Annotated in this window: 11 protein-coding genes; 2 read left to right on the forward strand and 9 right to left on the reverse strand. The window is 55.7% G+C overall.

Annotated elements, in window-relative coordinates; all coding sequences use genetic code 11:
- Positions 1-230: 230 nt before the first annotated feature.
- From IKB43_01760 to IKB43_01795, 8 genes are all read right to left on the reverse strand, one after another.
- Positions 231-2,984, reverse strand: coding sequence for a DEAD/DEAH box helicase (locus IKB43_01760; GenBank protein ID MBR2468870.1), 2,754 nt, complete (start codon positions 2,982-2,984; stop codon positions 231-233).
- Between the two features lie 7 nt (positions 2,985-2,991).
- On the reverse strand, positions 2,992-4,770 hold the full coding sequence (locus IKB43_01765) for an Ig-like domain-containing protein (GenBank protein MBR2468871.1): 1,779 nt from the start codon (positions 4,768-4,770) through the stop codon (positions 2,992-2,994).
- Positions 4,771-4,801: 31 nt separating this feature from the next.
- On the reverse strand, positions 4,802-6,199 hold the full coding sequence (gene lepB / locus IKB43_01770; GenBank protein MBR2468872.1) for a signal peptidase I: 1,398 nt from the start codon (positions 6,197-6,199) through the stop codon (positions 4,802-4,804).
- 19 nt (positions 6,200-6,218) lie between these two features.
- Positions 6,219-6,986: a response regulator transcription factor gene (locus IKB43_01775; GenBank protein ID MBR2468873.1), complete on the reverse strand. Its 768-nt coding sequence runs from the start codon at positions 6,984-6,986 to the stop codon at positions 6,219-6,221.
- On the reverse strand, positions 6,986-7,531 hold the full coding sequence (locus tag IKB43_01780; protein MBR2468874.1) for a copper resistance protein NlpE N-terminal domain-containing protein: 546 nt from the start codon (positions 7,529-7,531) through the stop codon (positions 6,986-6,988). The genes IKB43_01775 and IKB43_01780 overlap by 1 nt, the downstream gene beginning before the upstream one ends.
- 28 nt (positions 7,532-7,559) lie before the next feature.
- Positions 7,560-8,426: an SUMF1/EgtB/PvdO family nonheme iron enzyme gene (locus IKB43_01785; GenBank protein MBR2468875.1), complete on the reverse strand. Its 867-nt coding sequence runs from the start codon at positions 8,424-8,426 to the stop codon at positions 7,560-7,562.
- A 130-nt stretch (positions 8,427-8,556) separates the two neighbouring features.
- Positions 8,557-11,970: a hypothetical protein gene (locus tag IKB43_01790; protein MBR2468876.1), complete on the reverse strand. Its 3,414-nt coding sequence runs from the start codon at positions 11,968-11,970 to the stop codon at positions 8,557-8,559.
- Positions 11,971-11,980: 10 nt separating this feature from the next.
- Positions 11,981-12,247: an NUDIX domain-containing protein gene (locus tag IKB43_01795; protein ID MBR2468877.1), complete on the reverse strand. Its 267-nt coding sequence runs from the start codon at positions 12,245-12,247 to the stop codon at positions 11,981-11,983.
- Positions 12,248-12,418: 171 nt separating this feature from the next.
- Between IKB43_01795 and IKB43_01800 the strand changes: the two genes are divergently transcribed.
- Positions 12,419-12,964: a glutathione peroxidase gene (locus IKB43_01800; protein MBR2468878.1), complete on the forward strand. Its 546-nt coding sequence runs from the start codon at positions 12,419-12,421 to the stop codon at positions 12,962-12,964.
- 8 nt (positions 12,965-12,972) lie between these two features.
- Positions 12,973-13,404: a MarR family transcriptional regulator gene (locus IKB43_01805; protein MBR2468879.1), complete on the forward strand. Its 432-nt coding sequence runs from the start codon at positions 12,973-12,975 to the stop codon at positions 13,402-13,404.
- On the opposite strand, the gene IKB43_01810 is transcribed toward IKB43_01805, so the two are convergent.
- Positions 13,405-13,710: a type II toxin-antitoxin system RelB/DinJ family antitoxin gene (locus IKB43_01810; protein ID MBR2468880.1), complete on the reverse strand. Its 306-nt coding sequence runs from the start codon at positions 13,708-13,710 to the stop codon at positions 13,405-13,407.
- Between the last annotated feature and the right edge of the window lie 215 nt (positions 13,711-13,925).

A 13,925-nucleotide genomic window follows, 5' to 3' on the forward strand; every position in this document is an offset into this window, starting at 1 on the left:
CCTTGATTCGACTTCGCTCACCACAGGTCGCGAGGATGACGAGAAGGGTTGCGGGGTCTTAGGGGCAGAGCCCCTAGGAGAGGGGGTAGGCAAAGACTTGCCCCTGAAAATTGCTGGTATGAAAAGTATGGATCCCGTCGCTGCGCTCCAGGATGACAGCGGGCATGACATGGTGGGGCAAGGCTTTGCCGAGGGGGAGGCTTCCCCCGCCAAGGTAAAGAGGGAAAACTTTACAAAAGGGAATCCAGTTCTTCGGAGCTGGTGGCTACCTGCTGCTTGTTGTTCCAGATGCGCATGAAGGTCTTGCCGTAGGCCTCGTTCACCACGCGGTTGTCGAGAATCAGGATTTTTCCGGAGTCCGATTCCGTGCGGATAAGGCGGCCAAGGCCCTGGCGCAGTTCCATGTAGGCCTCGGGCACAAAGTAGCTCTTGAAGGTGTTTTCGCCCCGGGATTTCATGTCGGCGGAAATGCCCGCCACCAGCGGGTCCGAGGGGTTGGGGAACGGAAGCTTGGTAATGACCAAAAGTTTCAGCGCGTCGCCGGGGAAATCTACGCCCTCCCACAGGGTCTGGCAGCCAAGCAGGCAGGCGCCGCGGGACTTGCGGAACATGGACACGAGACCGTCCAGGGAACCATCTACGTGCTGGCACAGCAAAAGCTTGTTCTTGGCAGCAAAGGCAGGAGCCAGCGCCGCCTGGGCCTTCAGCATGGTGGAGACGCTGGTGAACAGCACCAGGGCGTTTTCGTCGGTCTTGGGCAAGACCTGCAAAAGGGTTTCGTTCAGGGCTTCGCCGAATTCCGCCGTAGAGGGCTTGGGCAGGTATTTCGTCACGATGACGGAGGTGCGGGAGTTGCGGGCCTGTTCGTCGGGGAACACCTTGAGGAAGGGCCGCTTACCAGGGCCGTCGCTGGACATGCCCATTTTCTGGACAAAGTAAGAAAGGTCGCCCTGCACCGCCAAGGTGGCGGAGGTGAACAGCGCCGACTTTATCCAGGGGTAGAATTTTTCCTTCCAGGTGTCGCCGGAATGGAGCGGGTAGGCATGCATCTTGAGGGTGTGGGGATTGAAGGGTTCTTCCAGGTAGAACACCCAATCATTTCGGCCCGCCTTGGTCAAGAATTCAAAATCCGTCATGAAACGGGACAGTTCTTCCATGGCGCCGCGGGCATCCTTCACCAGGCCCTTGGTCGCAGGCACTGCCGCAAGGGCGTCAAACAGCTTGTCGGCTTGGGATGCAGCCACCAGGAACTGGTCCACAAAGGGTTTGGGGTCGGCGTCGTATTCGGCGAGAATCCCGTTCCGGTAGATAAGTCCCGTCTTGTCCGTTTTCAGCTTGCCGATGCGTTTGCCGATTTTCATGAAGAATCGGTGCAGGCATTTTTCCGTCTCGTTCAGGGCGCCAATCAGTTCTTCGCAGGCGGCAAGGAGAGCCGTCTCCTCGGCAGGGATGCGGTTCTCGATTTCGGCTACGAGTCCATCTTTGTTGAGCCTGGAAGGCACCAGAGTCTTGACGGTGTTCCTGAAACCGAAGAAGGATACCAGCCTGCCCTGGGCCTGGTTGCTCACTTCGGGGAGGCGGTGGGCTTCGTCAAAGACGATGTGTTCGTAGGCGGGGAGCAGCGCAAAATCCAGTTTCAGATCCGCCATGAACAAAGCGTGGTTCACCAACAGCATGTTGGAAGCGGCCGCGCGGCGCTTGGCCACCATGGCGGGGCAATGGGAATAATGGGGACACTTTTCGCCTTCGCAGGTAGCGGCACTGCTCGAAAGCTTGGACCAGAGCACCCGATTGCGGTTGTGGTTGAAAGAGGTGCATTCGTTGATGTCGCCAGTAGTAGTCGTCTCTACCCAGGGGAGCAACGCCATAAAAGAATCCCGCTCGTCACTCTGCAAAAGGCCGGCGGAACATTCCAGCATCTGCTCGAACTTGCGCAGGCAAAGATAGTTGTCCCGGCCTTTCAGCATGGAGACCTTCAGACGGCCATCGAACAGCGGTTCGATCTGCGGGATGTCGTGATTCCAGAGCTGCTCCTGCAGGGCACGAGTAGCTGTGCTGATGACCACACGTTCGCCAGCCACCGCCTTGTTGGCGGCGGCCACCAGGTAGGCCATGGACTTTCCGGAGCCCGTAGGAGCCTCTATGACGCAGAGGCCGCCCTTGTACATGTTGCGTTCGGCGATGGCGGCGTATTCCGCCTGGTTCTTGCGGTAGGCAAATTCCGGAATCTGCTTGGAAAGAAGCCCGCCCTCGTCAAAAAATTCGGAGACCCGACGGCCCTTTGCAGGAACTGCGGCGCCCGACTCAGCCGCCACTTCGGGAATCTTGTAGCCCGGCTTGGAACCTGCGGCGACACCGGAGGCGTTTTCGGCTGTGGAATTGTCGGCCTTGGCAGCACTCCCGAAAAGAGCTTCCCAATGACTGCCTGCACCTACACGCACAAGAGCGTCCATGAGCCAACTGTCCATAGACGAAATTTTCTCGAAGGATTTTACGAACAGGTTTCCGCAGGCCTCTGCATCGGGGAGCGCCCTATGGGCGCGGCTCTGCTCAATCCCGAGGGCCTGCACCAGCGTATCCAGGCGATGGTTGGGAACATCCTGGAAGGCGATTCTTGAAAGGGTCAGGGAATCCCAAACGGGATGGTTTGCAAAGTCGATTCCCACCTTCTCGAAAGCGCCTTTCAAGAAGCGTGCGTCAAAGGAAGCATTGTGAGCCACGATGGGGCTGTCGCCGATAAAGCTCCGGATTTTTCCGGCCAAAGACGCAAAGTCCTCGGATTCGTCCAGCTCCTTCTGGGTGATTCCCGTAAGGCTCTCGATAAAAGGGCGCAGCTTGACCGTTGCCGGGCGGACCAGGTAATCTACGGATTCTGTCGCCTTGCCGTTTTCGAAACGCACCAGGGCGACTTCGATGATTTCGTCCTTGTCAAATTCAAGGCCCGTAGTTTCCAAATCGATGGCAATGAAAGTAGGAATGTTCATGAGAATCTCACTTTTTCGACAATGTCGGCAAATTGGGAATCAGCTTGTTCAAGTCGTTTTCGCCCTTGGATATCTTGAGCGTGTCGTTTGGCGCGCGCCAGGGCTTGCCGAAAGAGAAAGGCGAAAGCGCGCCCGCATCGGGCGTGTCGCGGCCTTCCTTGGGGTAGTAATATTCGATAAAGAAAGCGCCTTCTTCCAAATCCGGGAAGGTAAAGTTACCCGCGGCGTCGCACTTCGCGATTTGCGCCGCCTTGGTCTCGATGGAGGTGAGCCGCACCGCCACCTGGTCGTTTCCGCCAGGGACAGCTCCCTTGAGAGACGCGAGCTTCAGCTTGGACACCGCCTCTACGCGGGCCAGGCGCTTGTACTTGAGGGTAACCACCGTATCGCGCACGCCGTTGCTGTCGGCTGCCGCAAGGGTGGTGTCGTTATAGCCCTGCAAAACTTCGATAGCCACGTCGGTAGGCCATTCCTCGTCGCGCTTTACAAGCAGGCGGACAGGGTCTAGGGCCACCACGTTCAACTGCACCGTGTCCTTGTTGATGGCGGTGTAGAACGTCTGGGCCAGGGAATCTCCAAAGGGCTTGTCGTAAGAAATAATCAGCGAGTCGTGAGGGAACACCGCCTTGGTCCTGGAGGTAAACTTTGCCGCTACGATGCTTGGAGCGAGAGTGTCCTTCGCCATCTCCTGCCATTCCCATTCCACATAGTTGCGGAGCGTGTCCAGCGGGCGGAACAGGGAATCCTTCGCGCTGTTGCAGGCAAACTTGTAAACCGTTTCTTTCTTGGGCTTTTCGTTAAAGTAGAACTGCGGCTTTTTAGAAGAAGCACCCAAATAAACCTTGGAGGGGTACAGCTTTTTGCCATCGGTGTTGGAGGTAATGGAACAGTTGGCGGTATCCGTAAAGGCAGAATCAAAATAGACCGGCCGTGTAAAAGTGGCCTCCAGCACGTTTGCAAAAGGCTGGGTGACCGACTCCAACTCCAGATAGCTCGTGTCCTGGTCGCCCAGGGGAATCCAGAGGGTGTCCGCCGAAGTTTCCGTCAAGACCAGGTCCTGAATCCAGAAGCCTACCAATTCCGCCGACGGTTCGATTTTCTGGTTGCCGTTGGCGTCCAAGAATGCCGCTACGCGGTAACGGCCGGGCTTGAGGCCCGTCAGCTCAAAGTTTCCGGCGCTGTCCGCCAGAGTGGCAAAGAGGGGCGGCTCCTTCGCAAGCATGGGGAGCGAGTCCAGCTGTTTCGTGGTGGAGTCCCTGAACTTCTGCAGGTAGCGGATTCCTTCGCGTTCCGTACCCATCAAGAAAAGCCCGATACTCGGGTAGAGTTTCTTTTTCATCATGGAATCGTTCACCATGATGCGACCGGAGAGTTTCAACGAATCGATGTGGGCGCCCGTAGAGAACACCACCTGGAAAGGCTTCGCCAGAGAATTCCCTCGCAAATCCTTGATGCCCCCTGCAAAGGTCACCGTATAGGTAGTGCCCGTATCCAAAAGCCCGCGGGACGTGAGTTCCAGGGTCTTGCCGCTGACCTCGAAACGCATCTTCTTTTCGATAGGCGGCGAAATGGACACGGCGTTTCTCGGAATGCTGGGGTTAATCCATTCGTCGAATTCCAGCTTGATGTAAAGTTCGTTGGGATGGTTCGTCGTGCCCGGTGCAGGGTAAACCGCCGCAATTCTCGGCGGGAGCTTGTCTTCGGGCCCGCCGCCGGGCGCCACCTGGGTGGCACAGGACACAAGGAACACGCTCAGAACCGCACAGGCAATGGCCAGCGCAAGCATCCAAGAATATGTCCCGGCAAACTTTTTCATTTTAAATCAGGGGAATCACCTTGCCGATACGGCTCCAGCGGATACAGAAGGGAATGCGCCACCAGGTAAAGGGATTGCCCAGGGCGAATTTCTGGTCTTCGTTTTCGAAGGAGAAATAAATCACGAAAGCCTTGGCCCGGACATTCCGGAGGGACACAAAACCCCAGTAGCGGCTGTCGGCGGAATTGTCCCGGTTGTCGCCCATCATAAAGAACTGGGGCGTCTTGACGGTATAGCTTTCGATGGGATTGCCATCTACCAGCAGACGGCGGTGAATCGAAAGCTGCGGCACAGGGGCCGACAGGGTGTCTCCGGCAATTCCTTCTACCGTAGAGGCTCCGTCCTGGGGAGCGTCCACTTCCAGAGTTTCTACCACGCCGGCGGTATCTTCGGCGGTGCGGTTCTCAAGGGCCACGTTTCCTTCCAAGTCGCGAAGCACCGAAGCGTCAAACCCGATGTAGCTCACCTGTCGGGTCAAGCCGCCCTTGGCGTGGGGGTCCAGCATGGGCAAGAACCCGATTCTCGAAAGTTCCTTGAAATAGGCAAAACTCATGGCTCCGTAAATCGTGTCGCCCTGCACCAGGTGCTGCTGCAGTACGGTACGGTTGTAACGCAACATGTCGTTTATCAAGAGGCTGCGGTCGTTTTCTACCGGAATAAAGAAATTCTTGAATTCGTAGTTGTTGTTTTCGACGCTGTCCTGCCAGAGTGAAATGTCCAGCTCCACGTGGCTGTCGGGATTTTCTTGCAGAATCAGGGAACGGAGCCACCAGAGTTTTTCCAGCGGCAGGGAATCCACGTAGAACACGTCGCCTACCGAGGGCACCACGAAGGTTTCCCGCTCATCCTTGGGAGACTTGGTCCGGAAGGTAGAAGTGTACTTGCCGTGACCCGGGAGCGTGTCTTGCCGGACTCCGTTCAGGTAAAGCACGCCCTGGTGAACCGCCAGGGTGTCTCCGCTTACGCCCACGCAACGCTTGATGTAGTCCTTGGGGCCATCCGCATAGTGAACCAGGTGGGGCTGGCCTTCTTCGGGTTCGTGATCCCAGTAGAAGTTGCCGAACATGAGGGCGTTAAACAGATGGGTGTAACGCCCGGGATTGTTGTCGGGGTATTCGGGCTCGCCCGGGTAGCGGAAAATCACCACGTCACCTTTCTTGGGCAGGGTATATCCCGGGAAATGCTGGTTGCTAAAGGGAATGGGAGAGCCGTAGGTGAACTTGAGGCCCAGCAGAAAATCTCCGGTGCGCAGGGAATCTTCCATAGAACCGCTGGGAATCTGGAACGCCTGAATCACGTACTGGATTACAATCAGCGCAAGCACTACCGGGACGATAATTTCCCGCGTGAGGCCCTTCAAAAACTTCTTTGGCGAAAACTGTTTCGGTGTATTGTCCATATAATTCTCGACAGGGACGCTAGAGGCTGCGGACCCTCCTCACAAAATTCCTGCTCACCAGCAGCTGGGTGCGTTCCTTGTCCCGCAAAATGACGTTCAGGCGGCTCATGTCCGACTTGCGGATTTCAGCGATGTAGTCGATGGCCACCAGATGGGCTCGGTGAATCCGCACGAACTGGGCGGGGTCCAGCTTTTTTTCCAAATCCACCAGCGGCGTATCGATGACGTACTGGTTGGTGGGAGTATAGACCGTAGTGTATTTTTCTTCGCTGTGGAAACGGATAATTTCATCGACGTTCACCAGCAAAATCCTGTCGCCGATTTTCACCTGCAAGCGCTGCAAGTAATTGTTTGCCGAACCCATCATCTGCCTAAAGGCATCCCAGGAGAAATTTTCGGGAAGCTGGTTTTCGCTGGCCGTCTGGGCAAGGCGTTTCCGCAGTTTCTCGACGGTCTTTTCTAGCCGGGAGGCTTCTACGGGTTTCAGCAGGTAATCCACCGTATTCTCTTCGTAGGCCCGCAGGGCAAAATTGTCGTAGGCCGTGGTGAACACGATCAGGGGCATGTCCTCTTCCAGGGATTTCAAGGCCTGGAATGCATCCATGTCCGTAAGCTGGATATCCAGGAACACCACGTCGGGCAAAAGTTCCTCGATTTTTTCGATGGCCTCGGCGCCAGACGACGCCTCTCCCGCAATCTCGATTTCTGAAGCGTATGGCTCCAGCAGGGAACGCATGCGCACGCGGGCCAGCGGTTCGTCATCTACAATCAGGGCCTTGCACTGCATCAGTTTTCTCCTTGAGCGCTGGAGGTGTCGGCGACTTTAGGCGTATCGGCTTCTTTGGTCAGGGCGGTGTCGGCAATTTTGGATGTATCGGCGCCGGCCGTTTTCCGCAAGGGGTTGATGTAAATGCGGATTAGTTCCGCCTTGAATCCGTCCTGGTCCTTATAGACCGTACCCGCTCCCGTGAGCAGCGCCAGAGAGCCGTAGGAGCCCTGCTGGAAACGGTAACGGACTTTTCCTTCGGAAAGTTCCATAGACAGCCTGTCGCCATCAAAGGTGAAACGGCCCGAAAGGGTGTCCGTCTTCACGGAATCAGGAGTAGAGCCCCTGACGATATTCTGGATGAACACGACGGAGCTGTCCTCTTTCAGTTCCGCCTTGACCACATTGCCCTTGCAGTTGTCACAAGGGAGCCTGCCGGAATAAAAACCGACAACCCCTTCGGGGACTTCAATCTTTTTCAAGGGCGGCAGCGGGGCCTGTTCTTCTTTGGAACAGCCCAAAAGCACAAACAGCCCTAACAGGAGAATCCAGCTAGAAATCTTCATGGGCTAAAATCTAAAAAATTTACGGAAATTATTTTGCGGAACGGGCAACTCGGAAGCCCAAAGCATGGCCCTTGTACAGCGGGGCCTTCTTGTCGCGCTCGCTAGAAGCCATAGCCGAGGCCTTGTCGCTCCAGCCGCCACCGCGCACCACGCGGTTCGTGCCTGTTTCTGCCCCCGTGGGGTCTGTCTGGTCCTTGTTCTCGTAAGTGCCATACCAGTCGTTCACCCATTCGGCCACGTTACCGCCCATGTCGAAGAGACCGTATTCGTTGGGAGTGTATAGCCCTACCGCTACGGGGCCTTTACTTTGTGCGTAATAGGCGTAATTCTTTGCCTCATCCGTACCCCAATAATAAGTGGTAGTCGTGCCACCGCGGGCCGCCACTTCCCATTCGTTTTCGGTAGGCAGGCGAACAGCTCCCTTGGCGGAATAATCGATGGTCAAATCTTTCAGGTAAGACTCGTCACCTACGGAGGTGTAAACATAGGCGGTGTCACGACCCAGCAGTTTAGAGTAGGCGTTACAGAAAAGCACCGCCTCGTACCAGTTCACGTTTTCCACCGGGAAATCTTCGCCGTCATTTGCCTGCTGGGGAACGCTCCCCATGACCTTGAAATAGGCGTCACGGGTCACTTCGGTTGTTGCGATTTCAAAGCCCGAAATGGAATAGGTGGCCGTTCCACGGGTGACGTCCGTGGCTGGAATTTCGGCCCATTCCACAAGGGCTGCCCAGGCGGAATCTTCCACCGCACCGTCGGAGGATTCGGGAGCGACTGAACCCGAAGAACCGTTGCTGCCAGAAGACTTGACAGTGCCTGCATCCTCGTCGGGGAACTGGGGGGCGAAAGTCTCTTCGCCACCGCTTGCCGAACAGGCCGCAAGGAAAGCGGCCATCAAAAAAGCGAATGTCGCCTCAAAGACAAAATTTGTTACTAATCTCATAACCCTAACCTCAGACCTTCAAACCTACAACCTAATCACTAACCACGGCCTTACGGCCTAACCACTAACCACTTTCAACGTGTCACTTCACCACTCCGATGCGGTATAATTTCTGCTTGGTCTTGCCGGAGCTGAACTTCACCTGCAGCCGGACCGTATAGACATCGCTGCCCAAAGCTTTCAGGTCCAGATTTTCGAACTGGTTCCGACCCGCCTCTACGCCGGACATTTTCTGCTGATAGACGCAGTAGCCCGTAATGTCGTAGATTTCAAGCGTTACCGTCTTGGCGGCATTCCCGATTTCAAAGCGGGCCTTGGCGTTTCCACCCCGCACAGGGTTCGGGTACACGAAAAATTCCTTAATTTCGTCCTTCAGTTTGGCTGCCGCAGGTTCGCCAAGCCGAGAAGCGTCAAAGTAGCCCGTCCTTTCGTTTCCGCCGGCAGGGAGCGTCCACGCCGCCGGAGATTCCACCGCCTTGCCGCTTGCCTTTTTCAAACGGAACGCCGAAAGGCTATTCCTATGTAGGGCGTAAATTTCAGGACCTGCGGACTTTGCGTCGGGAATGGCGTCAGCCACGAAGATGCTCATGGGCTTCAGCTGTTTTACGGACTCCACATATTCAAAGCTGCCTGCCGCCAGGGGGAATCCGTCTTTTTCTGTAAGAGCCTTGCCCTTGCCCGTATAGGCGTACACCAGGCCGTCGTTACTGGGCACGAGAATTTCGGGAGTATCGTCACCGTTCACATCTACAAGCACAGGGTCGCTGAAAAATCCGTATATCGGAGACCCGCGGGAGATCGTCACCGGGAACCCTGCGATGGGGAGGCCCGAACGGTCCAGCGCATACACGAGGTTGTTCCCCAAGAAAACGATTTCGGGATACTTGTCTCCGTTGATGTCACCGATGGCAATACCGGAGGTCTCGTCCTTCAGGCCGCTGGTGCCTGCGGCTCCGCGCTTGTAGGTCTTGGTCCAGAGAGTTTTGAGGGCGCCCTTGCTTTCGTCAAAATTCAAGCTTGCCACAGTCCCGCGACTGCCCACGGCGATGATTTCGCTTGCGCCGTCCCGGTCCATGTCGGTACAGGCAATGCGGAATTTTTCGCCGGACTTGCCCTCTAGTTTCTTGGGCCCGCGAGAGGTAAACACAGAGCCGTCATCAGACACGTAGGCAAACAGGTCGTCGCTGCTCTTGGACAATTTACCGCAATAGGCCATGTCCGTAAAGACCTTTGCCGAAGACTTTTCCGAAATCTTGAATCCCTGAACAGGAGCGAAGGTCTTTGCGTCATAAATCAGCGCTCCTTCGCGGCTGGCAATCCAGATTTGTCCATCGTGAATCACGGGCCCCGCCGTCGCAGAATCCACCGGAATTTCATCTTGTATGGGGAGGCCACCTACAAAGCGGGTCCTTACCAGTTTATTCCTGTGCAGGCTATACACATTCTTGCCGTCGCTGGCCATGCCCACCAGCGGGCTATGGCTTGCGCCCACGCGGTACAGCGGAACCTCGACCTTCGCGCTGTCGCGGGTCAGGGATTTTTGCACAATCGCGGTGTCCGCCACGAACAGCGTATCGCCTAAAGCATTGAACGCCTGCAGGGTTCCGTCTTCGGCGCCCACCACAACAATCTTTTGCCCGGCCTGTTCCGGGTCATCAACGAACACGGCGCCACGCACCGCCGAATTCAGGCCCACGTTCCGCGGGAACTTGCTCCCCTCAATACTGCCGTCGTCAATACTGATGGTTACGCTGATTACAGGTGCCGCAAAGTTCACCACGCTGTCGCCCATGAAGGCGTTAGAAGTTTTCTCCTTGCGGGCGTCTTTCGGCACGTTCACCGTAATCTTGATTCCGGTGTAACCGCCCTGGGCCGTCATGGTGTTGGCATAGCCCGTAGTGCCAATGGTCTTGACCGTATCGAATTTCTGCTTGGAATCCTTCGCGGGCACCCGCAGGTGGGGCAACAGGTCCGTGCCGCTGCCGTAATCGTAGGTGTCTTCGCCCAGGGCGTTCTTGAAGGACTTGCCGATGCTGAGAATCCCGTCGGATTCTACGAGGGACATTCCAAACTGGTGGTCCCGCAGGGTGTCTCCGCCCCAGAAGTTCGCTATGCCGTACTGCAAGGATTCCCGCAGGTGCCATTCGTTCACCTTCCAGACGGCAATTCCGCTGGCCGGGAGCCCCGCGTCAAAGGAACTGGGCGCGAGAATAAAACCGCTCAACTGCTTCTTGTTCTGGCTGCATTTGCCCTTCACGCACACGCTGTCTTCAAAAAGCTTGGAGATGCTGTCCACAGGAACTGTAACCTTTTTCTCTTCGGTCTGTTCGCCTGCATTCTGGACATATCCCACTTCTACCGAGCCGTCCTTGTTCCAGCTGCGCTGGCGGTTTTCGATGAGCAGGTATTCGCTCCCGCTCAGGGGCACTTTCACGATTTCGGTACCGAGGCCGCTACCGGCGGCGGCGATTTCCACCGTCACGGGCTTCCCTGCCGTAGGCCGAACCTCTTTTACCTTTCCCCAGCCCATGTAGAGCCTGTCCCAAGCCGCAGGCAGTGCCGGCAAGAATCCGTTACCGGCGTTGTAGCCAGCAAAATCCATCAGGTCGAAATAGCCCAGACGGCTGATTCCCTTCACCACGTCGTAAGTGTTGGGGAGCCCCAGTTCACGACCCACCTGGTTTGTGATAATCCCGTTGATGCCCCAGTTCAGGCCGTCTTGCGATGCCGTCTCAGACACCACCATGATAGAACGCAGGGTATCCGTAGCGCCCGCATCTGCGCCCTTCAGCAAAAGAGCCGTCGTCACCGTATCGCCGCTCTCGCCCACGCCCATCACGGGCTTCACGTTTTCGTTCTTGGCGGAATCGGGCATCAGGTACATCCAGGCATCCTTATCCACGTAAATGTCCAAAAAATCTCCCGGCGTGTCGGCATTGCGGGTTCCCATGCTGCCGCCATCCAGCAAGCGGCTCGCCCCAGCGTGAGCAATCATGTAGGAGCGTTTTACGTTCGGGTTCTTGGAAAGGGGTATCTTGAAGGGCGAATCCTTGGAAGAATGGGCCTTGGCCACCGCATCGTAAATAAAGTTCAGGTAAAGGCGACTGCGGTCCTCGTCGTATTCCGCCGTCTTTTCGCCCTTGCTCTTGCCGGTACGGTTATAGCCCATAATGGGCTTGTCCAAAGTGTACAGGGAATTTTCAGGAAACACCCGTGCACGCACCGCCAGCTTACCTCCGCTAGCCGCCTGGTAATAGGCATTCACAAACTCAAAATGCCTGAGCCAATAATTTGGATTGGCACGCACTCCCGAGGGATCCAGCTTGTAATTCACCTTGGTGTCGGAATTGAACTGGCCGTTTCCCGTGGTGAGGGAATTGTCCGGCTGCTCTTCCTTGAAATCCACCAGCAGCACGAACACTTCCAGGGTGTCCGCCGCCTGCGCAAAAGACAAAAGGCCTACAACAAATGCAAAGAAAACCGCATTCAACTTCATAGGCTACAATTTACAAAAAAGCTCTCTCTTGAGCCCAAAAATTTCTGTTTTCGCCCACGTTTACGTCGATGGCGAGTTCTTCTTTTAGTTCGCGGGCGAGGGCCTGCTGCGGGGTTTCGCCGGGTTCCACCTTGCCGCCCGGGAATTCCCAGCCGTCCTTGTAGTCGCCGTACCCGCGCTGCGTGGCAAAAAACCGAACGCCTGGCGTGCGAGGCGCAGCCGGATTCCCGAAAGGATCCGCGCAAATGATGCCTGCCACGACTTCTATGCGTTTCATGGGCGTAAAAATAGAAAAATCGCGAGAAAAATCATTTTTTTGCTTAAACCTATTGACTTTTGGCAATAAATTTTATAAAATTTAATTGTATACAATCAAATACGGCGAAACAAAATGCAATGAAATGCGGTGCAACCAAGCGCCGACATTCATAAAAAACGGAGGCTCATTATGGCAACCATCTACGATTTCACGCTCACCGACGGCAAGGGCAACCAGGTCCCGCTCGCAAACTTCAAGGGCAAGGTGATGCTCATCGTGAACACCGCGACCGGCTGCGGTTTTACCCCGCATTACAAGCCTATCGAACAGATGTATTCCGACTTCCACGACAAGGGCTTCGAAGTCATCGACATTCCCTGCAACCAGTTCAAGGGCCAGACCCCCGGCACCGACGACGAAATCCACGAATTCTGCACGCTCAACTACGGCACCGAATTCCCGCAAATGAAAAAGTCCGACGTGAATGGCCCCGACGAGCTGCCGCTCTACACCTACCTGAAATCGCAGAAGGGTTTCGAAGGCTTCGGCTTTGGCGTGAAGGCCGCCGCCATGGCAGTACTCCTCAAGAGCATCGACAAGGATTACAAGAATAATCCCGACATCAAGTGGAACTTCACCAAGTTCGTCGTGGACCGCGAAGGCAACGTTGTCGCGCGCTTCGAACCCACCGCCGACATGGACGCCGTGCGCGCCTGCGTAGAAAAACTGCTCTAGGAGATGCCGTGAACTGCCCCCAGTTAAAACTCGAAAACCAGCTGTGCTTCCCGCTGTATGCCGCATCCAAGGAGATTACGCGCCGTTACGCCCCGTACCTGGAGCCGCTCGACCTCACGTACACGCAGTACATTGTGATGCTCGTGCTGTGGGAAGAAAAGAAGTGTAACGTCTCGGAACTCGGCAAAAAACTGTTTCTCGATTCCGGGACGCTCACCCCGCTCCTGAAAAAGCTCGAGGCTAAGGGCTATGTCCAGCGTACCCGCGAACAGAGTGACGAGCGCTGCCTCTCGGTAAGCCTCACCGCCGAAGGCGAATCGCTCAAGCGCAAGGCCGCAAGCGTCCCCAAGTCCATGGCCAGCTGCGTCAACCTCTCCGACACCGAAGCCAAGACGCTGTACACCCTACTGTACAAGGTATTGGAAGGCTTTGGGGGGTGATCATTTTTTTCGGGCTGCTCTTGCGGCCTTGATCTCGGCCTCGATTTCCTCTTCGCTCATCCCGGCGGTTCCGTTCTTGTGAGCCTCGTCGTTGAGCGCATACAGGGCTTGCATCAGCCGACTGTTGTCTTGCGTGGTGGCAGAAGGGATTTCGTTCACGTTGAACGGAAGTCCCCTCTCAATGATAGCCCGCTTGAAGAAAATACGGACCGCGGTCGGAATGTCCATCCCGAGCCTTTCGAACAGGTCGCTCACCTCGTTCTTGAGATTATCGTCTACACGGATTTGTAGAATTGACATCGCCATATGCGCCTCGCAGTTGATACAACTACAAAATATAGTATAAACAACGTGTAAAAGCAACTGTTTTTCATTTTTGCCGTGACCATCACTGAAAAAGGTTGACACTTTTTAGGTGATTTTACTGACCGGGTTGACAGTTTCTCTGACTTGGTTTACACCTTTTCCCCGGTATATCGATCCCGGTTGACAGTTCAACCGACTTGGTTGTCACTGCCGAC

Source organism: Fibrobacter sp., from assembly GCA_017503015.1.
Classification (GTDB): Bacteria; Fibrobacterota; Fibrobacteria; order Fibrobacterales; family Fibrobacteraceae; genus Fibrobacter.

Coding starts and splice junctions, on each gene's coding strand:
- IKB43_01760 (MBR2468870.1), bottom strand. CDS start 2,984: ATGAACATTCCTACTTTCATTGCCATCGATTTGGAAACTACGGGCCTT.
- IKB43_01765 (MBR2468871.1), bottom strand. CDS start 4,770: ATGCTTGCGCTGGCCATTGCCTGTGCGGTTCTGAGCGTGTTCCTTGTG.
- lepB (MBR2468872.1), bottom strand. CDS start 6,199: ATGGACAATACACCGAAACAGTTTTCGCCAAAGAAGTTTTTGAAGGGC.
- IKB43_01775 (MBR2468873.1), bottom strand. CDS start 6,986: ATGCAGTGCAAGGCCCTGATTGTAGATGACGAACCGCTGGCCCGCGTG.
- IKB43_01780 (MBR2468874.1), bottom strand. CDS start 7,531: ATGAAGATTTCTAGCTGGATTCTCCTGTTAGGGCTGTTTGTGCTTTTG.
- IKB43_01785 (MBR2468875.1), bottom strand. CDS start 8,426: ATGGCCGCTTTCCTTGCGGCCTGTTCGGCAAGCGGTGGCGAAGAGACT.
- IKB43_01790 (MBR2468876.1), bottom strand. CDS start 11,970: ATGAAGTTGAATGCGGTTTTCTTTGCATTTGTTGTAGGCCTTTTGTCT.
- IKB43_01795 (MBR2468877.1), bottom strand. CDS start 12,247: ATGAAACGCATAGAAGTCGTGGCAGGCATCATTTGCGCGGATCCTTTC.
- IKB43_01800 (MBR2468878.1), top strand. CDS start 12,419: ATGGCAACCATCTACGATTTCACGCTCACCGACGGCAAGGGCAACCAG.
- IKB43_01810 (MBR2468880.1), bottom strand. CDS start 13,710: ATGGCGATGTCAATTCTACAAATCCGTGTAGACGATAATCTCAAGAAC.